The 17,944-nt window shown below is 72.9% G+C and carries 22 protein-coding genes; 17 read left to right on the top strand and 5 right to left on the bottom strand.

Annotated features, from left to right (window positions below):
• The first annotated feature begins 103 nt into the window (after nucleotides 1-103).
• From ALMP_RS23530 to ALMP_RS23540, 3 genes are all read left to right on the top strand, one after another.
• A complete protein-coding gene (locus tag ALMP_RS23530; protein WP_264931433.1) occupies nucleotides 104-1,078 on the top strand; it encodes an ABC transporter ATP-binding protein in 975 nt (324 codons plus the stop codon).
• Between the two features lie 73 nt (nucleotides 1,079-1,151).
• On the top strand, nucleotides 1,152-1,976 hold the full coding sequence (locus ALMP_RS23535; protein WP_264931434.1) for an ABC transporter permease: 825 nt from the start codon (nucleotides 1,152-1,154) through the stop codon (nucleotides 1,974-1,976).
• A gap of 34 nt (nucleotides 1,977-2,010) precedes the next feature.
• Nucleotides 2,011-2,700 (top strand): DUF2567 domain-containing protein, encoded by a 690-nt coding sequence (locus ALMP_RS23540; protein WP_264931436.1) that lies wholly within the window; start codon nucleotides 2,011-2,013, stop codon nucleotides 2,698-2,700.
• Between the two features lie 31 nt (nucleotides 2,701-2,731).
• Here ALMP_RS23540 and ybaK read toward each other — a convergent pair whose 3' ends face one another.
• The 4 genes from ybaK to ALMP_RS23560 all read right to left on the bottom strand — a co-directional run bounded on the left by ybaK (nucleotide 2,732) and on the right by ALMP_RS23560 (nucleotide 6,791).
• Nucleotides 2,732-3,232: a Cys-tRNA(Pro) deacylase gene (gene ybaK / locus ALMP_RS23545; RefSeq protein WP_264931438.1), complete on the bottom strand. Its 501-nt coding sequence runs from the start codon at nucleotides 3,230-3,232 to the stop codon at nucleotides 2,732-2,734.
• A 19-nt stretch (nucleotides 3,233-3,251) separates the two neighbouring features.
• The gene (locus ALMP_RS23550) at nucleotides 3,252-3,992 is read right to left on the bottom strand and encodes an LON peptidase substrate-binding domain-containing protein (RefSeq protein WP_264931439.1); all 741 of its coding nucleotides are present in this window, start codon (nucleotides 3,990-3,992) and stop codon (nucleotides 3,252-3,254) included.
• 11 nt (nucleotides 3,993-4,003) lie between these two features.
• Entirely contained in the window at nucleotides 4,004-5,041 is a 1,038-nt protein-coding gene (locus ALMP_RS23555; protein ID WP_264931441.1) for a hypothetical protein, read from the bottom strand.
• A gap of 163 nt (nucleotides 5,042-5,204) precedes the next feature.
• Complete coding sequence (locus ALMP_RS23560) at nucleotides 5,205-6,791, bottom strand: oxidoreductase (RefSeq protein ID WP_264931442.1); 1,587 nt, start codon at nucleotides 6,789-6,791, stop codon at nucleotides 5,205-5,207.
• Between the two features lie 186 nt (nucleotides 6,792-6,977).
• Between ALMP_RS23560 and hisD the strand changes: the two genes are divergently transcribed.
• The 8 genes from hisD to hisF are packed head-to-tail and all read left to right on the top strand — an operon-like array spanning nucleotide 6,978 to nucleotide 12,685.
• Nucleotides 6,978-8,303 (top strand): histidinol dehydrogenase, encoded by a 1,326-nt coding sequence (hisD, locus tag ALMP_RS23565; protein ID WP_264931443.1) that lies wholly within the window; start codon nucleotides 6,978-6,980, stop codon nucleotides 8,301-8,303.
• A complete protein-coding gene (locus ALMP_RS23570; RefSeq protein ID WP_264931444.1) occupies nucleotides 8,300-9,409 on the top strand; it encodes a histidinol-phosphate transaminase in 1,110 nt (369 codons plus the stop codon). Before hisD ends, ALMP_RS23570 begins: the two co-directional genes overlap by 4 nt.
• Nucleotides 9,406-10,008 (top strand): imidazoleglycerol-phosphate dehydratase HisB, encoded by a 603-nt coding sequence (hisB, locus tag ALMP_RS23575; protein ID WP_264931445.1) that lies wholly within the window; start codon nucleotides 9,406-9,408, stop codon nucleotides 10,006-10,008. The genes ALMP_RS23570 and hisB overlap by 4 nt, the downstream gene beginning before the upstream one ends.
• A complete protein-coding gene (locus ALMP_RS23580; RefSeq protein ID WP_264931446.1) occupies nucleotides 10,005-10,169 on the top strand; it encodes a hypothetical protein in 165 nt (54 codons plus the stop codon). The genes hisB and ALMP_RS23580 overlap by 4 nt, the downstream gene beginning before the upstream one ends.
• On the top strand, nucleotides 10,166-10,810 hold the full coding sequence (hisH, locus tag ALMP_RS23585; RefSeq protein WP_375803524.1) for an imidazole glycerol phosphate synthase subunit HisH: 645 nt from the start codon (nucleotides 10,166-10,168) through the stop codon (nucleotides 10,808-10,810). Before ALMP_RS23580 ends, hisH begins: the two co-directional genes overlap by 4 nt.
• Nucleotides 10,807-11,532: a bifunctional 1-(5-phosphoribosyl)-5-((5-phosphoribosylamino)methylideneamino)imidazole-4-carboxamide isomerase/phosphoribosylanthranilate isomerase PriA gene (priA, locus tag ALMP_RS23590; RefSeq protein ID WP_264931448.1), complete on the top strand. Its 726-nt coding sequence runs from the start codon at nucleotides 10,807-10,809 to the stop codon at nucleotides 11,530-11,532. The genes hisH and priA overlap by 4 nt, the downstream gene beginning before the upstream one ends.
• Complete coding sequence (locus ALMP_RS23595; protein ID WP_264931449.1) at nucleotides 11,529-11,933, top strand: RidA family protein; 405 nt, start codon at nucleotides 11,529-11,531, stop codon at nucleotides 11,931-11,933. The genes priA and ALMP_RS23595 overlap by 4 nt, the downstream gene beginning before the upstream one ends.
• Nucleotides 11,930-12,685, top strand: coding sequence for an imidazole glycerol phosphate synthase subunit HisF (hisF, locus tag ALMP_RS23600; protein ID WP_264931450.1), 756 nt, complete (start codon nucleotides 11,930-11,932; stop codon nucleotides 12,683-12,685). The genes ALMP_RS23595 and hisF overlap by 4 nt, the downstream gene beginning before the upstream one ends.
• Before the next feature lie 73 nt (nucleotides 12,686-12,758).
• Here the strand turns inward: hisF and ALMP_RS23605 are convergent, their stop codons facing one another.
• Nucleotides 12,759-13,394: a TIGR03085 family metal-binding protein gene (locus tag ALMP_RS23605; RefSeq protein ID WP_264931451.1), complete on the bottom strand. Its 636-nt coding sequence runs from the start codon at nucleotides 13,392-13,394 to the stop codon at nucleotides 12,759-12,761.
• Nucleotides 13,395-13,476: 82 nt separating this feature from the next.
• Here ALMP_RS23605 and hisI point away from each other — a divergent pair, with 82 nt between their 5' ends.
• From hisI to trpC, 6 genes are all read left to right on the top strand, one after another.
• Nucleotides 13,477-13,869 (top strand): phosphoribosyl-AMP cyclohydrolase, encoded by a 393-nt coding sequence (hisI, locus tag ALMP_RS23610; protein WP_264931452.1) that lies wholly within the window; start codon nucleotides 13,477-13,479, stop codon nucleotides 13,867-13,869.
• 11 nt (nucleotides 13,870-13,880) lie between these two features.
• Entirely contained in the window at nucleotides 13,881-15,359 is a 1,479-nt protein-coding gene (locus ALMP_RS23615) for an anthranilate synthase component I (protein ID WP_264931453.1), read from the top strand.
• A gap of 52 nt (nucleotides 15,360-15,411) precedes the next feature.
• Nucleotides 15,412-16,062, top strand: coding sequence for a TIGR02234 family membrane protein (locus ALMP_RS23620; RefSeq protein ID WP_264931454.1), 651 nt, complete (start codon nucleotides 15,412-15,414; stop codon nucleotides 16,060-16,062).
• A 158-nt stretch (nucleotides 16,063-16,220) separates the two neighbouring features.
• On the top strand, nucleotides 16,221-16,472 hold the full coding sequence (locus ALMP_RS23625; protein ID WP_264931455.1) for an HGxxPAAW family protein: 252 nt from the start codon (nucleotides 16,221-16,223) through the stop codon (nucleotides 16,470-16,472).
• Nucleotides 16,473-16,555: 83 nt separating this feature from the next.
• Nucleotides 16,556-16,990, top strand: a complete 435-nt coding sequence (locus ALMP_RS23630; protein WP_264931456.1) for a DUF2752 domain-containing protein — start codon at nucleotides 16,556-16,558, stop codon at nucleotides 16,988-16,990.
• Between the two features lie 135 nt (nucleotides 16,991-17,125).
• Nucleotides 17,126-17,935: an indole-3-glycerol phosphate synthase TrpC gene (gene trpC, locus ALMP_RS23635; RefSeq protein WP_264931457.1), complete on the top strand. Its 810-nt coding sequence runs from the start codon at nucleotides 17,126-17,128 to the stop codon at nucleotides 17,933-17,935.
• Nucleotides 17,936-17,944 lie beyond the last annotated feature (9 nt).

Raw genomic sequence — 17,944 nt, forward strand, 5'->3', positions numbered from 1 at the left:
GGGGCGGAGGACGACCCGACGGCGAGCGGGGCGCCCGGACCCCGTAGGCTCGTCCCTTGTGAGTACGCGCGCGGCACCGGTCATTCGGCACAGGGACGAGGTCGTGTGTGCCGTGCGCGGGCTGACCAAGACCTATCCGGCGGTGCGCGGCCGGCGCGGCACCCCCGCGACCCCCGAGGTGCGGGCCACCGACGACGTGGGGCTGGACGTCCGGCGCGGGGAGATCTTCGGGCTGCTCGGGCCGAACGGGGCCGGCAAGTCCACCCTCGTGCGGCAGATCACCGGTCTGATGCGGCCCGACAGGGGCAGTGTGGAGATCCTCGGGCACGACATCGTGCGCCATCCCGAGCGGGCCGCGCGCATCCTCGCCTATCTGGGGCAGGAGTCCACCGCCCTGGACGACCTCACCGTCTCCCTCGCCGCCGAGACCACCGGACGCCTGCGCGGCCTCCACGTACGCCGGGCCCGCGAGGAGCGGGACGCCGTACTCGACGAACTGGGCCTCGCCCCGATCGCCGGGCGCCCACTGCGGAAGCTGTCCGGCGGGCAGCGGCGGCTGGCCTGCTTCGCGACCGCGCTGGTGGGGGAGCGGCCCCTGCTGGTGTTGGACGAGCCGACCACCGGGATGGATCCCGTGGCCCGGCGGGCCGTGTGGACGGCCGTGGACCGGCGGCGGGCCGAGCGCGGTACGACCGTGCTGCTCGTCACCCACAACGTCATCGAGGCCGAGAGCGTCCTCGACCGGGTCGCCGTCCTCGACAAGGGCCGGGTCATCGCCTGCGACACCCCCGCCGGGCTCAAGGAGCAGGTCGCCGGCGAGGTGCGGGTGGAGCTGGTGTGGCGGGAGCGGGCGCCGCTGGACGTGCCCGAGGTCGCCGCGTTGCGCGAGCGGGCCGTGGAGTCCGGGCGCCGCTGGACGCTGCGGCTGGCGCCCGAGGAGGCCCGCGCGGTCGTCGCCACCGTCACCGGCGGGGCCGCCTTCGCCGCCCTGGACGACTTCACGCTGGCCACGCCGAGCCTGGAGGACGTCTACCTGGCGCTGGGCGGTGCCGCGCGGCAGGGACTGGTGAGGGTTTGAGCAGGGCAGCCATCGCATCCGTACCGAACAGGACGACTGACGGAGTGAACTCCGAGAGGGAGAGCAGCGCGACGTGAGTGTCGTACCCGCAGAGGTTCTGCCGGGCAGCGTCCTGGCCGCAGATGAGCAGCCGGTCCGGGAGGCGGCCGAGCTGGGGCCGCGTGCGCGGCTGTGGCCGTCGCTGGTGGCCGTGTACCGGGCGCAGCTGTCCCGCGCGCGCGTGGCGCGTATCCCGCTGCTGTTCGTCGCGACCTTCCAGTCGGTCGGCATCCTGATCATGATGCGGGGCGTCGTGGACGGCGGCAGCGAGGCGGAGGCCGTGGTGGCCGGTTCGGCGGTCCTCGTCGTGGCCTTCGTCGCGCTGAACCTGCTCGCCCAATACTTCGGGCAGCTGCGGGCCAGCGGCGGGTTGGACCACTACGCGACGCTGCCCGTGCCGCCCGCCGCCGTGGTGCTGGGCGCGGCGGGCGCGTACGCGTCGTTCACCGTGCCGGGGACGCTGGTGACGGCCGTCTTCGGATGTGTGCTGTTCGGGCTGCCGCTGACCCACCTGTGGGTGCTGGCGCTCGTGATCCCGCTGGCGGGCGCCGCGCTGTCCGGGCTCGGCGCGGCCTTCGGGCTGCTCGCGCCCCGACCGGAGCTGGCCACCGTGCTGGGGCAGCTGGGCATGTCGGCGGCGCTGCTGCTGGGCGTGCTGCCGCCCGACCGGATGCCGGAGGCCGTGCGCTTCGCCCGCGACCTGCTGCCGTCGACGTACGGTGTCGAGGCCTTCGCGCGGACCTTCCGGGCGAGCCCCGACTGGGCGCTCGTCCTCGGTGACCTCGCGGTCTGCGCCGGGGTGGGCGTCGTCTCGCTGGCGGTCGCCACCTGGGCCTACCGTCGGGCCGCCGTCCGATGACGCGTCGCCGGGGCGCGCCTGGCACGATGTCAGAGTGACCGCACCGCTGACTCCCCCTCCGCCCCCGCACGAACCGTCCGCGCACCAGGCCTGGCCGCCGTCGCCGGGCGGGTACCCGGGTGTGGCCGCCGCCCCCCATGACGCCGTACACGGACAGGACGGTCCCGGGATGAAGACCGAGCTGCGGGAAGCCGCCGTGATCACGGGGGTGGTCGCGCTCGCCGGGGTGGCGCTGGGGCTGCTGTGGGTGTGGCTCGCGCCGCGGGTGCCGCTGGTCGGGGACGTGGTGGACGGCAACTGGGTCGTCTACTTCAGCGATACCGAGGGCGAGCAGGCCGTCGGCGTGGACGGAACGTTCACTCTGCTGGCGGTCGCCTGTGGCCTCGTGAGCGCGGTGGCGGTGTTCGCCTGGCGGCGGCGCGGTGGTGTGCCGCTGGTGGTGGCGCTGACCGTGGGCGGGCTGCTCGGCTCGGTCCTCGCCTGGCGGCTCGGCATGTGGTTCGGCCCCTCCTCGGACGTCCTCGCCCAGGCGAAGGCCGCCGGCAAGGGCGTGACCTTCGCCGCCCCGCTGAGGCTCGGCGCCAAGGGCGCCCTCCTCGCCTGGCCCCTGTCGGCCCTCCTGGTCCACCTGGGCCTCACCGCCCTCTTCGGCCCCCGGGACCCCGAACCGCACGCCTTCCCCGAGCCCCCCGTCCACCAGGACCCGAACGGCCTTCAGAAGTAGACGGGATCCGTCGCGGGGCAGGGCCGACCGGTCAGAGGCGTCCGATCGGTGCCAGTACCGCCGAGGTCAGCGCGGCGAGGTCGGCGGGGGACAGCTCGACCTCCAGGCCGCGCCGGCCCGCCGAGACGCAGATGGTGGCGTGGGCGCTCGCGGAGTCGTCGAGGACCGTGGGCAGCTTCTTGCGCTGGCCCAGCGGGGAGATGCCGCCGCGGACGTAGCCCGTGGTGCGTTCCGCCAGCGTCGGGTCCGCCATGGCCGCCCGTTTGCCGCCGACCGCCGACGCCAGCGCCTTCAGGTCCAGCGAGCCCGCGACCGGGACGACCGCCACGGTCAGGGTGCCGTCGACGTCCGCGACGAGGGTCTTGAACACCCGGTCGGGGGAGACCCCCATCGCCTCGGCCGCTTCCTGGCCGTAGGAGGGGTGGCTGGGGTCGTGGTCGTAGGCGTGGACGGTGTGGTCCACGCCCGCGGCCGTCAGGGCGACGGTCGCGGGCGTGCCGCCGGACTGCTGCTTCTTCGACTTCTTCGCCATGCGCGCCTTCTGAGGGACGTCAGTTGAGACTGGTCGGCCCGCGGGTGAGGTCCGCCGCGGGCAGCGAGGGCAGGCTACGCAGGATCGCCGTCTCCGCGCGCAGCAGTTTCAGCTCGTCGCGCAGCCGGGAGGCGGTGTCCGGCGCCTGGAGCAGCCGCTGCTTGGTCGGCGTGTCCAGCATCATCGCGGCCGCCACCAGGTACGACACCACGGACGGTTCGTCCGGCAGATCCGCGCCGGTGGTCAGTGACCGCTCCCGGGCGCCCGCGAGGCGCTTCTGGTACTGGCGGAAGGCCCGCAGCACGCCCTCGGCGAGGGTGCCCGCCTCGTCGCCCGGCTCCTCCGGCAGCTCCTGGAGCTCCGCCGTCAGGAACGGGCCGGAGGAGTCCACCGACAACAGCCGCACCCGGGTCGTGCCGGTGGCGAGCACCTCGAAGGTGCCGTCGGCCCGCTCCCGGATCGTCGCCGCGTCGGCGACACAGCCGACCTTGTGGAAGGCCTGGGCGGGGTCGTCGCCGAAGCCGGCCGCCGGTCCCCGCTGGGGCAGCGCCGTCGGGTCCGGCATGCCCGGGGCGGTGGGAGCCACCTCGTGGCCGTCGCGGATGGCGACCACGGCGAACCTGCGCGGTTCGTCCTCCGGGGTCTTCAACAGGTCGCGCATCAGGGCGCGATAGCGCTCCTCGAAGACGTTGAGCGGGAGCACGAGCCCCGGGAACAGCACCGAGTTCAGGGGAAAGAGCGGCAGCCGGACGGTGGTCACGACGCAGAAGCCTAGTGGTCCGCCGGGTACGCGCGTTCCCCGTGTCCGTCCCTGGGGGGCGACGCGGGCTGCCCGGACGTCTGCGAGCACACGCTCTCGCGGACCGCGAGGAAGTGCCCGAGGGGGTCGTCCGACAGCCGGCCCCAGGGGAAGGACGTGGCGTACGGGCCGATCAGACGCAGCTGGGCGAGGGCGTCCTCGCGGCGGCCGAGGCGGACCAGGACGTACGTCAGGAGGTTGCGGATCTCGGCCGGCCAGGGGTCGGCGACCGGGAAGCGGGCGGACAGGCCGATGGCCCGGTCGGCGGCCGCGTCGAGGCGTTCGCGGGGCACGTCGGGCCCACAGCCGTCGGTGAGGTAGGCGAAGGCCGCCCGCACCGGCAGGGCCTGCACCAGGGAGCCCGCCGGGGCGTCCTGCGCGGCCCGGTCGGCGAAGTCGAAGCACTCGCGGTGCGAGCCGTGCCAGGACTCGGCCAGATAGCGCTTGGCGGCCACATGGCAGCCGTAGTGGTGCGGGGCGCGCCGCAGGGCCGCCTCCCACAGCTCCCCGAAGTACTTGTGCCCGGCGTGGGTACCGCGCGCGTGGTCCAGCGCGATCCGCCAGGGCACCGGGTCGCGGACGTCGCTCTGCGCGGCGGCCGTGATCAGCGGGCTCACCTCGCGCAGCAGCTCGGCCCGGGCCGGTGAGCGCCAGGCGCGGTCCACCGCGAGCTGGGCGGAGACCAGCAGCACGTCCGGGTCGCGCGGGGCGGCGGCGCGCCACTCCTTGAACCACTCCGGGCGGGCGTCGGCGAAGGAGGCCAGGCGCGTGGTGTACCGGTCGTGGTACTCCCACTCGGCGCGTTCGCGGGTGCCGGCCAGGAGCGCGGCGGCCGGCCGGTACGCGCCCTGACCGGCGGCGACCAGCGCGGGCCCGAGCCGGTCGTCGGGCACGTCGAGGAGCACCTCGTCGTCGGCCGGAAGCCCGCCGGCGGGGTGGGGGGCGGCGGTCCGGGCCCGCCGGGACGTCGCCGTCCGGGAGGCACGGATGAACGGGGGCAGCAGAGCCATGGTTTTGCCATTGAAAAGCCGCTGGTCGACCCTGCGCCAGAGGGTGCGGCGAACCTGCGGAAAGTTGTACGCCGCCAGGTCAAGGAAAAGTAAAAGGTGACTGTTCGACAGCTGTTCCTCAGCTTTCTGGTCGCTTCTCGGTCATCGCGTCCGGCGTCCGGCGTCAACCGCGCCGCAGCAGCCGCGTCGCCCCCGCCGCCACCGTCGTCGCCAGGATCCAGCCCAGCAGGATCATCGCAGCCTGGAGCCACTGCCAGCCGCCCTGCATCCGCCACTGGCCGGCCTGCCCCAGGTCGATCACCGGAAGCAGCAGGTCCAGCGCGAACAGCGCCGGATTCCACGGCGGGTGCCCCTCGCGGCTGACCGGCGGATGCTCGGCCTGTGCGAACGCCACGGAGCTGACCGCCCACAGCACCGCCATCCACACCGCGGCCCGGCCCGGCCGATATCCGTAGGCCACCGTCCAGTCCTGCGCGTACCCCCACAGCTTGGCGGCCGGCGGCAGCGTCTCGCGGCGGCGGCGCTGCTTGGCGAGCAGCACCTCGCGGGCGTCCTCGTCCTCCCCGCCCGCCCGCAGCACGGCCGCCAGCCGCTCGTACGGCTCCGGGTTGTACTCGGCGGTCGCGGCGGCCACCCACTGAAGCCGCTCGGTCAGCGGGAACGGCCCCTGCGGCACCAGGTTCTCGTACGTGAAGCCGCCCATGTGCAGACGGCCGGGGCCCGGCCAGGCGCTCGCCCGGTCCACCAGGTTGACCACCCGCGCCCCGGACAGCACCACCTTGCCGCGCTGCGGCTGCTCCCCGAGGAAGCGCAGTTCGGGCGTCTGCACCCGGCGCAGCGACAGTTCCTGCTCCTCCGTGAAGGCGAACCGGGCCTGGTCCAGGTCGACGGCGTCCCCGAACCGCCCGTCGTCCAGCCGCACCCCGCCCCGGCACTCGAAACGCTGGACGCGGGTCCCGCGCGCGGGCGTGGTGCCGCTCACCGCCAGGCCGCCCACCCCGGCCGGAGTCAGATACAGGGACCGCTCGACGGTCAGCTGGGGCGCGTTCAGCGCGAACCGTGTGTACGGGTTGGTCAGCCGGGCCCCGCGCAGGCTCAGCGACACGCCGATCTGCGCGCTGCGCAGCCGCAGCTCGCCGTGCGACTCCAGCAGCTCCGCCTGGAGGTCCTGGCCGACGGTCAGGCCGTCGGCGGACACCGAGCGGCCGGTGCGGTCGCGGTAGACGATCGCCTGGTTGAGCAGCAGGTCGGTGCCGATGTGCGCGTCCGTGAGGCGGACGCCGTTGTGGAAGCGGCAGCGCGGCAGGTGCAGATCACCCTCCGTCTGGAGCCGGGCCGCCTCCAGCCGGGGCACCGAGCAGTCCACCATCCGCAGGGTCGTCACCCGCGCCTCAGGCAGCAGCACGTCCCGTTCGAACCGGCACCGCTTCAGCTCCAGGTACGGCTCCACCGTGCCGCCCGCGAGGTCGAGCGTGCCGCTGATCTGCACGCCGACCAGCTTGAGCGAGGACACCCGGCCCGCGAGCGCGGGCGGACCGTCCAGCAGCAGCCAGGCCACGATCCGGGCCCGCACGGTCCGCGACTCGCCCCACGGATGCCCGCCGTGCGGATCGTCGACGACGGTGTCGCCGCTGCTCAGGTCGTAGACGGTGCCGTTGCGGAAGGCCTGCCACATGCCGGCCTCGGCGGCGGTCAGGTCGTCCGGCAGGTCCCCGGCGTCCCCGGTGATGAGGCCGGCCCCTTCGGTCACGCTGCTCGTTCCTCCTCATGACCAGGAAAGCCCAGGAGAAGCCCTGGTTTCGCACAACCGTTCATGCCCGCTGAGTGACGCCCTGAACGCTAAGGGTGAAGGAGATCTTCCGGATTCGGCCACGTTCTGTATCAGCCATTGATACGTGCCGACGCCTCACGATCCCGGTCTGCGAGAATTGAGGGCGTGATCTCCCGAATCGATCTGCGCGGCGACGCCCTCCCCGAGGGCCCCGCCCTGCGCGACCTGCTGCCCCGAGCCGACTTCGACGTCTCGGCCGCCCTGGAGAAGGTGCGTCCGATCTGCGAAGCCGTGCATCATCGGGGCGACGCGGCGCTGATCGACTTCGCCGAGAGGTTCGACGGCGTCCGGCTCGACCAGGTACGGGTGCCCGCGGCGGCCCTCGCCCGCGCCCTGGAGGAACTCGACCCCGCCGTGCGCGCGGCCCTGGAGGAGTCCATCCGCCGCGCCCGCCTCGTCCACCGCGCCCAGCGCCGTACGACCCACACGACACAGGTCGTGCCGGGCGGCTCCGTGACCGAGAAGTGGGTTCCGGTCGAGCGGGTCGGGCTCTACGCGCCCGGCGGCCGGTCGGTCTACCCGTCCTCCGTGGTCATGAACGTCGTGCCCGCGCAGGAGGCCGGCGTCGAGTCGATCGCGCTCGCCTCCCCGGCGCAGGCCGAGTTCGGCGGCCTGCCGCACCCGACGATCCTCGCCGCCTGCGCCCTGCTCGGCGTCGACGAGGTGTACGCCGCGGGCGGTGCCACCGCCGTCGCGATGTTCGCGTACGGCACCGAGTCCTGCCCGCCCGCCAACATGGTTACCGGCCCCGGCAACATCTGGGTCGCCGCGGCCAAGCGCTACTTCACCGGCAAGATCGGCATCGACGCCGAGGCCGGCCCCACCGAGATCGCGGTCCTCGCCGACTCCACGGCCGACCCGGCGCACGTCGCCTCCGACCTGATCAGCCAGGCCGAGCACGACCCGCTGGCCGCCGCCGTGCTGGTCACCGACTCCGTGGAGCTCGCGGACGCGGTGGAGAAGGAGCTGGAACCCCAGATCGCGGCCACCCGGCACATCGACGACCGGATCGTGCCGGCCCTGACCGGCAAGCAGTCCGCGATCGTCCTCGTGGACGGCGTCGAGGAGGGCCTGCGGGTGGTCGACGCGTACGGCGCCGAGCACCTGGAGATCCAGACCGCCGACGCGGCCGCCGTGGCCGACCGCGTGAAGAACGCGGGCGCGGTCTTCATCGGCCCCTGGGCACCGGTCTCCCTCGGCGACTACGCGGCCGGATCCAACCACGTCCTGCCCACCGGCGGCTGCGCCTGCCACTCCTCGGGCCTGTCCGTCCAGTCCTTCCTGCGCGGCATCCACATCGTCGACTACACGAAGGACGCGCTGGCCGAGGTCGCCCACCACGTGGTGACGCTGGCGGAGGCGGAGGACCTGCCCGCGCACGGCGCGGCGATCAAGGCAAGGTTCGGCTGGAAGGTGCCTGAGAGCAAGTGAGCTTCGGAATCGACGATCTTCCCGTACGGGACGAGCTGCGCGGCAAGACCCCTTACGGCGCGCCCCAATTGGACGTCCCCGTACGACTGAACACCAACGAGAACCCCTACCCGCTGCCCGAGCCGCTCGTCGAGCGGATCGCCGAGCGGGTGCGCGAGGCGGCCCGCGACCTCAACCGCTACCCGGACCGGGACGCCGTCGAGCTGCGCACCCGGCTCGCCGCGTACCTGACGGACACCTGCGGGTACCAGGTCGGCCTGGCCAACGTGTGGGCCGCCAACGGCTCCAACGAGGTCCTCCAGCAGCTCCTGCAGACCTTCGGCGGCCCGGGCCGCAGCGCGATCGGCTTCGAGCCGTCGTACTCGATGCACGGGCTCATCGCGCGCGGCACGGGGACGGGCTGGATCTCCGGCCCCCGCCACGAGGACTTCACCATCGACGTCGCGGCGGCCGAGAAGGCGATCGCGGAGCACCGGCCGGACGTCGTCTTCATCACCACCCCCAACAACCCCACCGGCACCGCCGTCCCCGCCGAGACGGTCCTCGCGCTGTACGAGGCGGCGCAGGCGGCCAAGCCGTCGATGGTCATCGTGGACGAGGCGTACATCGAGTTCAGCCACGGCGACTCGCTGCTGCCGCTGCTCGAAGGTCGGCCGAATCTCGTCGTCTCCCGGACGATGTCGAAGGCCTTCGGCGCGGCCGGTCTGCGCCTGGGCTACCTCGCCGCCCACCCGGCGGTCGTGGACGCCGTGCAGCTCGTCCGGCTGCCGTACCACCTCTCGGCCGTCACCCAGGCGACCGCCCTGGCCGCCCTGGAGCACACCGACACGCTGCTGAAGTACGTCGAGCAGCTGAAGGCGGAGCGCGACCGTCTGGTCGGCGAACTGCTGGCGATCGGCTACGAGGTGACGGCCTCGGACGCCAACTTCGTGCAGTTCGGGCGGTTCGACGACGCCCACGCGGTCTGGCGGAAGATCCTCGACCGGGGCGTCCTGGTCCGGGACAACGGCGTTCCGGGGTGGCTGCGGGTCACCGCCGGCACCCCCGAAGAGAACGACGCGTTCCTCGACGCGGTCCGTGAAGTGAAGAAGGAGCAGGGTTCATGACTCGCGCAGGGCGCATCGGAAGGGTCGAGCGCACCACCAAGGAGACGTCTGTCCTGGTCGAGATCGACCTCGACGGCACGGGCAGGACCGACATCGCGACCGGTGTCGGCTTCTACGACCACATGCTCGACCAGCTCGGCCGGCACGGTCTGTTCGACCTGACCGTGAAGACCGACGGCGACCTGCACATCGACTCCCACCACACCATCGAGGACACCGCCCTCGCGCTGGGCGCCGCCTTCAAGCAGGCCCTCGGCGACAAGGTGGGCATCTACCGCTTCGGCAACTGCACGGTCCCGCTGGACGAGTCCCTCGCCCAGGTGACGGTGGACCTCTCCGGCCGCCCGTACCTGGTGCACACCGAGCCCGAGAAGATGGCGCCGATGATCGGCGAGTACGACACCACGATGACCCGGCACATCCTGGAGTCCTTCGTCGCCCAGGCGCAGATAGCGCTGCACGTGCACGTGCCCTACGGGCGCAACGCGCACCACATCGTGGAGTGCCAGTTCAAGGCGCTGGCCCGCGCCCTGCGGTACGCCTCCGAGCGCGACCCGCGCGCGGCCGGGATCCTCCCCTCCACGAAGGGCGCCCTGTGAACGGCCTGTCGACCGTCCTGATCGTCGTCGGCCTCTTCCTGGTCGGCGGCATCTACTCCTTCGTCAAGCAGGAAATGCCGAGGAGCCTGATCGTGCTGCTCTCGATCGGCGCCGCGATGTGTCTCGTCGCCGGCGTCCTCAGGCTGGAGGTGTGGAATTGAGCGCCGGGACCAAGAAGGTCGTCGTCTTCGACTACGGCTTCGGCAACGTCCGCTCCGCCGAACGCGCCCTCGCGCGCACCGGGGCCGACGTCGAGATCACACGGGACTTCGACCGGGCGATGAACGCCGACGGGCTGCTGGTGCCCGGCGTCGGCGCCTTCGCCGCCTGCATGAGCGGCCTGCGCGAGGCCCGCGGTGACTGGATCATCGACCGCCGGCTGTCCGGCGGCCGCCCGGTGATGGGCATCTGCGTCGGCATGCAGATCCTGTTCGCGCGCGGCATCGAGCACGGCGTCGAGACCGAGGGCCTCGACGAGTGGCCCGGCGCGGTCGAGCCGCTCCAGGCCGACATCGTGCCCCACATGGGCTGGAACACCGTCGACGCCCCGGCCGACTCCGAGCTGTTCGCCGGCCTGGACCCGGACGCGCGTTTCTACTTCGTGCACTCCTACGCCGTCCACGACTGGTCCCTGGAGACGCACAACCCGACCCTGCGGGCCCCCAAGGTGACCTGGTCGACGCACGGCAAGCCGTTCGTGGCGGCCGTGGAGAACGACGCCCTGTGGGCCACCCAGTTCCACCCCGAGAAGTCCGGCGACGCCGGAGCCCAGCTCCTCACCAACTGGATCGGAACCCTGTGAGCAAGCTCGAACTCCTCCCCGCCGTCGACGTCCGCGACGGCCAGGCCGTCCGCCTCGTGCACGGCGAGTCCGGCACCGAGACCTCCTACGGCTCCCCGCTGGAGGCCGCCCTCGCCTGGCAGCGGGCCGGCGCCGAGTGGCTGCACCTGGTCGACCTGGACGCCGCGTTCGGCACCGGCGACAACCGGGAGCTGATCGCCGAGGTGACCCGGGCGATGGACATCAAGGTGGAGCTGTCCGGCGGCATCCGTGACGACGACACCCTCGCCGCCGCCCTCGCCACCGGCTGCACCCGCGTCAACCTCGGCACGGCCGCCCTGGAGACCCCCGAGTGGGTCGCCAAGGTCATCGCCGAGCACGGCGACAAGATCGCCGTCGGCCTCGACGTGCGCGGCACCACCCTGCGCGGCCGTGGCTGGACCCGCGACGGCGGCGACCTCTACGAGACGCTGGAGCGGCTCAACAAGGAGGGCTGCGCCCGGTACGTCGTCACCGACATCGCCAAGGACGGCACCCTCCAGGGCCCCAACCTGGAGCTGCTGAAGAACGTCTGCGCGGCGACCGACCGTCCCGTCGTGGCCTCCGGTGGTGTGTCGTCCCTCGACGACCTGCGCGCCATCGCCGAGCTGGTGCCCCTCGGTGTCGAGGGCTCCATCGTCGGGAAGGCGCTGTACGCGAAGGCGTTCACCCTGGAAGAGGCCTTGGAGGCTGTGTCGTCATGACGTCCGAAGCCGTGCGGCGCGTGCAGAGCGGAAGTCCCTGGGAAGAGAGTTTCGGATTCGCGCGCGCCGTGGCGGCGGGCGACCGCGTCCTGGTGGGGGGCACGACCGCCTTCAAGGGCAGCGTGCTGCACGGCGAGGGCGACCCGTACGAGCAGGCCAAGGTCGCGTTCACCAGCGCGATCGAGGCGATCGGCGAGTTCGGGCTCGGCGTCGGGTCCGTGATCCGCACGCGTATGTTCCTGAGCCACGCGCGGGACGTCGACGCCGTGGGCCGGGCCCATCAGGAGCTGTTCGACACCGTGCGCCCGGTCGCGACCCTGCTGGTCGTGGAGGGCTTCGTCGACCCGCGCATCCTGGTCGAAGTGGAACTGGAAGCATTCAGAGGAGCCGAGAAGTCATGACCCTGGCGGTCCGAGTCATCCCCTGCCTGGACGTGGACAACGGCCGGGTCGTCAAGGGCGTCAACTTCCAGAACCTGCGCGACGCGGGCGACCCCGTCGAGATGGCCAAGGTGTACGACGCCGAGGGCGCCGACGAGCTGACGTTCCTGGACATCACCGCCTCGTCGGGCGACCGCGAGACCACCTACGACGTGGTGCGCCGCACCGCCGAGCAGGTGTTCATCCCGCTCACCGTGGGCGGCGGGGTACGCACCCCGCAGGACGTGGACAAGCTGCTGCGGGCCGGCGCGGACAAGGTCGGCGTCAACACCGCCGCCATCGCCCGCCCCGAGCTGATCAAGGAGATCGCCGAGCGGTTCGGCAGTCAGGTGCTGGTGCTGTCCGTGGACGCGCGGCGAACGGAGTCGGGGTCCTTCGAGGTCACGACGCACGGCGGCCGCCGCGGCACCGGCATCGACGCCGTCGAGTGGGCGCACCGGGCCGCCGAGCTGGGCGCCGGCGAGATCCTGCTGAACTCGATGGACGCCGACGGCACCAAGGACGGCTACGACCTGGAGATGATCAGCGCCGTCCGCAAGCACGTGAAGGTCCCGGTGATCGCCTCCGGCGGCGCCGGCCGGCTCGCCGACTTCGCCCCGGCCGTCGAGGCGGGCGCGGACGCCGTCCTGGCCGCCTCCGTCTTCCACTTCGGTGACCTGCGGATCGGCGAGGTGAAGGAGACCCTGCGGGAGGCGGGCCACGCGGTGCGCTGACGCCCTCCGCCGTGCGACGAGCCCCGGCCACCGGGTGGCCGGGGCTTCGTCACGCCGGGACGGCCCGCCCGGCTCAGAGCCCGAGCTGCTTGCTGGAGTGCAGCTTCTCGATGGCTGCCTCGTCGCCGGCCAGGTCCACCCGGGCCGCGCTCTGCCGGCCGTACAGGAACAGCAGCAGTTCCGACGGCTCGCCCGTCACCGTCACCACCGGCGTGCCGCGGTTGGCGACCGCCGTACGGCCGTCCGGGCGGCGCAGCACCAGGCCGGTCGGGGTGCCTCGCCCCATCAGACGCGCGGTGCGCTCCAGGCGCGACCACAGGGCGTCCTGGAACACCGGGTCGAGCTCGCGCGGTGTCCAGTCGGCCCCGGCACGGCGGACGTCCTCGGTGTGGACGTAGAACTCGATGGTGTTCGACCACTCGTCGATCTGCTTCAGCTGGAAGGGCGAGAAGCGCGGCGGCCCGGTCCGGATCAGCTGGATCAGCTCGTCGTACGGCTTCGCGGCGAACTCCTCCATCGCCTTGTCCAGCCGCGGCGCGAGCTGCTTGATCAGAAGGCCCCCGGCGGCGTCGGGCCTGCGCTCGCGCACCACCACGTGCGCGGCCAGGTCGCGGGTCTGCCAGCCCTCGCACAGGGTCGGGGCCTCCGGACCCGAGGTTTCCAAGAGGTCGGCGAGCAGGAGCCGTTCACGCTTGGCGAAAGTCGACATGCGATCAGCCTACGACCGGCCGCCGGGTCCGCCCAGTGGACATGGCCCGTCACTGTCCGTCGCGCGCGGCAGAATGGCACGCATGACCAGGATGCCTCCGCCCAGCAACCTCGACCCGGAGATCGCCGCGCGCCTCAAGCGCAGCCCCGACGGGCTCGTCCCGGCCATCGCCCAGCAGTACGACACCGGTGAGGTGCTCATGCTCGGCTGGATGGACGACGAGGCCCTGCACCGCACCCTGACGACCGGCCGCTGCACCTACTGGTCGCGCAGCCGCCACGAGTACTGGGTCAAGGGCGACACCTCAGGTCACTTCCAGTGGGTGAAGTCCGTCGCCCTCGACTGCGACGCCGACACCGTGCTGGTCAAGGTCGACCAGGTCGGCGCCGCCTGCCACACCGGCGCCCGCACCTGCTTCGACGCCGACGTACTGCTGAAGGACGCCGACTACGGCGTACCGGCCCGGGATCAGTAAGGTCAGCCGCCATGGACCTCGAGACGTTCCGCAAGCTCGCCGGCGACCGCCGCGTCATCCCGGTCACCCGCAAGCTCCTCGCCGACGGCGACACGCCCGTCGCGCTCTACCGCAAGCTCGCCGCCGAGCGCCCCGGCACCTTCCTGCTGGAGTCCGCGGAGAACGGCCGGTCCTGGGCCCGCTACTCCTTCGTGGGCGTGCGCTCCGCCGCCACCCTCACCGCCCGCGACGGCCAGGCCCACTGGCTCGGCACCCCGCCCGTCGGCGTCCCCACGGACGGAGACCCCCTCGCCGCCCTGCGCGCCACCCTCGAGGCGCTGCACACCCCCCACCAGGAGGGCCTGCCGCCCTTCACCGGCGGCATGGTCGGCTACCTCGGCTACGACATCGTGCGCCGCCTGGAGAAGATCGGCCCCGGCGAGCGGGACGACCTGAAGCTGCCCGAGCTGACCATGCTCCTCACCAGCGACCTCGCGGTCATGGACCACTGGGAGGGCTCCGTCCTGCTGATCGCCAACGCGATCAACCACAACGACCTCGACACCGGCGTCGACGAGGCCTACGCGGACGCGGTGGCGCGGCTGGACGCCATGGAGGCCGACCTCACGCGCGCGGTCGCCCAGCCCCCGGCCGTCCTCCCGCCGTCCGAGCTGCCCGAGTACACCGCCCTGTGGGGCGGCCCCGACTACCAGCGGGCCGTCGAGGACATCAAGGAACGCATCCGCGCGGGCGAGGCCTTCCAGGTCGTCCCCTCCCAGCGCTTCGAGACGCCGTGCGCGGCGAGCGCGCTGGACGTCTACCGCGTCCTGCGGGCCACCAACCCCTCCCCGTACATGTACCTCTTCCGCTTCGAGGGGTTCGACGTCGTCGGGTCCTCCCCGGAAGCCCTGGTCAAGGTCGAGGACGGGCGGGCCATGGTCCACCCCATCGCCGGTACCCGGTGGCGCGGCGCCACCCCGCAGGAGGACCAGGCCCTGGCCGACGAACTCCTCGCCGACCCCAAGGAGCGCGCCGAGCACCTGATGCTCGTCGACCTCGGCCGCAACGACCTCGGGCGGGTCTGCGAGCCCGGCTCGGTGGAGGTCGTCGACTTCATGTCCATCGAGCGGTACTCGCACGTCATGCACATCGTCTCCACGGTGACGGGCCGGGTCGCGCCCGGCCGCACGGCCTTCGACGTCCTGACCGCCTGCTTCCCCGCGGGCACCCTCTCCGGAGCGCCCAAGCCCCGCGCGATGCAGATCATCGACGAACTGGAGCCGTCCCGCCGCGGCCTGTACGGCGGCTGCGTCGGCTACCTCGACTTCGCCGGCGACTCCGACACCGCCATCGCCATCCGCACCGCCCTGCTGCGCGACGGCACCGCCTACGTCCAGGCCGGCGCCGGTATCGTCGCCGACTCCGACCCGGCCGCCGAGGACCAGGAGTGCCGCAACAAGGCGGCCGCCGTCCTGCGCGCCGTCCACACGGCCAACCGCCTCGGAAAGTAGGGCGATCGTCACGTCGGCCCCGGGTGACGGTTCACCCGGGGTTCAGGCGATAGTGGAGTACGTGACTGCTGTACCGCACCCCCGTTCCGAAGCCGCCGGCCGCGCCCGGTCCGGCCGCCGAAGCCTCGCCCTCGCCCTGCTGTGCGGCGCGCTGGGCGCGGCCGTGGCCCTGCTCTCGACCCGGCAGCGGTGGTCGGAGGGCACGGCGACGGTGGCCGGCGGCGCCTTCCCCCTGACCGCCAAGGGCAGCGACGTCACCGGCGTCCCCGCGGCGCTGGCCATAGTGGGCCTCGCCGCGCTCGTCGCCGTCTTCGCGGTCCGCCGGGCGGGCCGCCTCGCGGTCTCCGCCGTCCTCGCGCTCTCCGGCGCCGGCATCGCCGTCGCCGCCCTGTCCGGCGCCTCCGACAGCGCCGCGCTCGACGAGAAGGCCGCCCGCGCCTCCGGCGACACCTCGGCGACGGTCGCCTCCCTCACCCACACCGCCTGGCCCTACGCCGCGGCCGTGGGCGGCGCCCTCATCCTCCTGGCCGGCCTGCTCGCCCTGCGCTACGGCCGCCTGTGGCCCGGCATGTCCGGCCGCTACGAACGCGGCGGCGGCCCCCGGCCCCGGCGCAGGGCCCAGCCCGTCGACCCGGACCGGCCCGAGGAGATCTGGAAGGCCCTGGACCGCGGTGAGGACCCCACCGGCACGGACCCGGCCTGACGGCGATCACCACCCCGTTCCCGATGTGGTGAATCAGACGCCCCGGGAACCGACCCCCGCACTCCGTACGCGCGCGCGTACGGGACAATGGACGCCGGGCCCGACGGCCCGGACACGTACAGCACGTACGAAACACAGACAGCAACGAGGAGCAAGTCATGGCGGGCAGCAGCCACGGACACACCCCGGCCGCCTGGACCGGTGTCACCATCGCCTTCATCGGTTTCTGCGTCGCGGGCGCGTTCATGGTGATGGCCGAGCCGCTGGGCTTCTGGGCCGGCATGGCGATCGTGCTGCTGGGCGGTGTCGTCGGCATGATCATGCGGGCGATGGGCCTGGGCCAGCCGAAGGAAGCCCACCCGGTGCACCAGGTCACGGCCACGCGCGAGCCGGCGAGCGTCGAGGGCTGAGCGCCCGTACGACTGCGTGAGGGGCGGCCGGTGACCCACCGGCCGCCCCTCACACGTACGCGGACGACCCCGCGCGGGGCACAATGCCAGGCGTGAACACCGACCGCCGGAAGACGACGCCCGCCCTGGCGGCACGGCTCGCGGTGCCCGCCGGCCTCCTCGCGGCCGTCGCCGGGGCCTTCGCCTACGTCGGGGCCGTCGACCCCAACGAACCCGGCCACTACCCGGCCTGCCCCCTGCTGACCTACACGGGCCTGTACTGCCCCGGCTGCGGCGGCCTGCGCAGCGCCCACGCCCTCGTCCACGGCGACGTCCTCACCGCCCTGAGGGACAACGCGTTCGCCGTGCTCGCCGTCGCCGGGTTCGCCGTGCTGTGGACCGTCTGGGTGGTGCGGACCGTGCGCGGACGGCCCGCCCGCCTCGACCCGGGGCCGGTCCACCTGTGGACGCTGGGGGCGTTGCTGCTGGTCTTCACCGTTGTCCGGAACCTGCCGGTCGGCGGCTGGCTGCATCCTTGATCCGGACGAATGTCCAGCCAGTGGGACTGGCATCCACCGAATGCGAGCCCTGCCCCGTCCTGCGGATACCATCGCAGTGACCGTCTGTTCCACCGGTCGCTGGAACTGTCAACCGTCTGGAAGGGGGCCGCTCGCGTGAGTGTGCTCGACGAGATCATCGACGGAGTCCGTGCCGACCTCGCCGAGCGGCAGGCGCGTGTCAGCCTCGACGAGCTCAAGGAGCGCGCGGCGAAGGCTCCGGCAGCCAAGGACGGTGCGGCCGCCCTGCGCGGCGACGGGGTCAAGGTCATCTGCGAGGTCAAGCGCTCCAGCCCGTCCAAGGGCGCGCTGGCCGCGATCGCCGACCCGGCGGGCCTGGCCGCGGACTACGAGGCGGGCGGCGCCGCCGTCATCTCCGTCCTCACCGAACAGCGCCGCTTCGGCGGCTCGCTCGCCGACCTGGAGGCCGTCCGCGCGCGCGTGGACATCCCGGTACTGCGCAAGGACTTCATCGTCACGTCGTACCAGCTGTGGGAGGCCCGCGCGTACGGCGCCGACCTCGCGCTGCTGATCGTGGCCGCGCTCGACCAGCCGGCGCTGGAGTCGCTGATCGAGCGTGCCGACTCCATCGGCCTCACCCCCCTCGTCGAGGTCCATGACGAGGACGAGGTCGAGCGCGCGGTCGACGCCGGCGCCAAGGTCATCGGCGTCAACGCGCGCAACCTCAAGACCCTCGAGGTCGACCGCTCCACCTTCGAGCGGGTCGCCCCCGAGATCCCCGACCACATCGTGAAGATCGCCGAGTCCGGCATCCGCGGTCCGCACGACCTCATCGCCTACGCCAACGCCGGTGCCGACGCGGTCCTGGTCGGCGAGTCCCTGGTGACGGGCCGTGACCCGAAGTCGGCGGTCGCCGACCTGGTGGCGGCGGGCGAACACCCCGCTCTGCGGCACGGGCGCGGCTGATCCCCGGCT

This window comes from Streptomyces sp. A012304, assembly GCF_026008495.1.
In the GTDB taxonomy this organism is placed as follows: domain Bacteria; phylum Actinomycetota; class Actinomycetes; order Streptomycetales; family Streptomycetaceae; genus Streptomyces.

Excerpts from the sequence above, each read along its gene's own strand:
- ybaK (WP_264931438.1), bottom strand. The coding sequence starts at position 3,232 with ATGGCGAAGAAGTCGAAGAAGCAGCAGTCCGGCGGCACGCCCGCGACC.
- ALMP_RS23555 (WP_264931441.1), bottom strand. The coding sequence starts at position 5,041 with ATGGCTCTGCTGCCCCCGTTCATCCGTGCCTCCCGGACGGCGACGTCC.
- hisB (WP_264931445.1), top strand. The coding sequence starts at position 9,406 with ATGACTCGCGCAGGGCGCATCGGAAGGGTCGAGCGCACCACCAAGGAG.
- ALMP_RS23595 (WP_264931449.1), top strand. The coding sequence starts at position 11,529 with ATGACGTCCGAAGCCGTGCGGCGCGTGCAGAGCGGAAGTCCCTGGGAA.
- hisF (WP_264931450.1), top strand. The coding sequence starts at position 11,930 with ATGACCCTGGCGGTCCGAGTCATCCCCTGCCTGGACGTGGACAACGGC.
- ALMP_RS23605 (WP_264931451.1), bottom strand. The coding sequence starts at position 13,394 with ATGTCGACTTTCGCCAAGCGTGAACGGCTCCTGCTCGCCGACCTCTTG.
- hisI (WP_264931452.1), top strand. The coding sequence starts at position 13,477 with ATGACCAGGATGCCTCCGCCCAGCAACCTCGACCCGGAGATCGCCGCG.
- ALMP_RS23615 (WP_264931453.1), top strand. The coding sequence starts at position 13,881 with ATGGACCTCGAGACGTTCCGCAAGCTCGCCGGCGACCGCCGCGTCATC.
- ALMP_RS23625 (WP_264931455.1), top strand. The coding sequence starts at position 16,221 with ATGGCGGGCAGCAGCCACGGACACACCCCGGCCGCCTGGACCGGTGTC.
- ALMP_RS23630 (WP_264931456.1), top strand. The coding sequence starts at position 16,556 with ATGCCAGGCGTGAACACCGACCGCCGGAAGACGACGCCCGCCCTGGCG.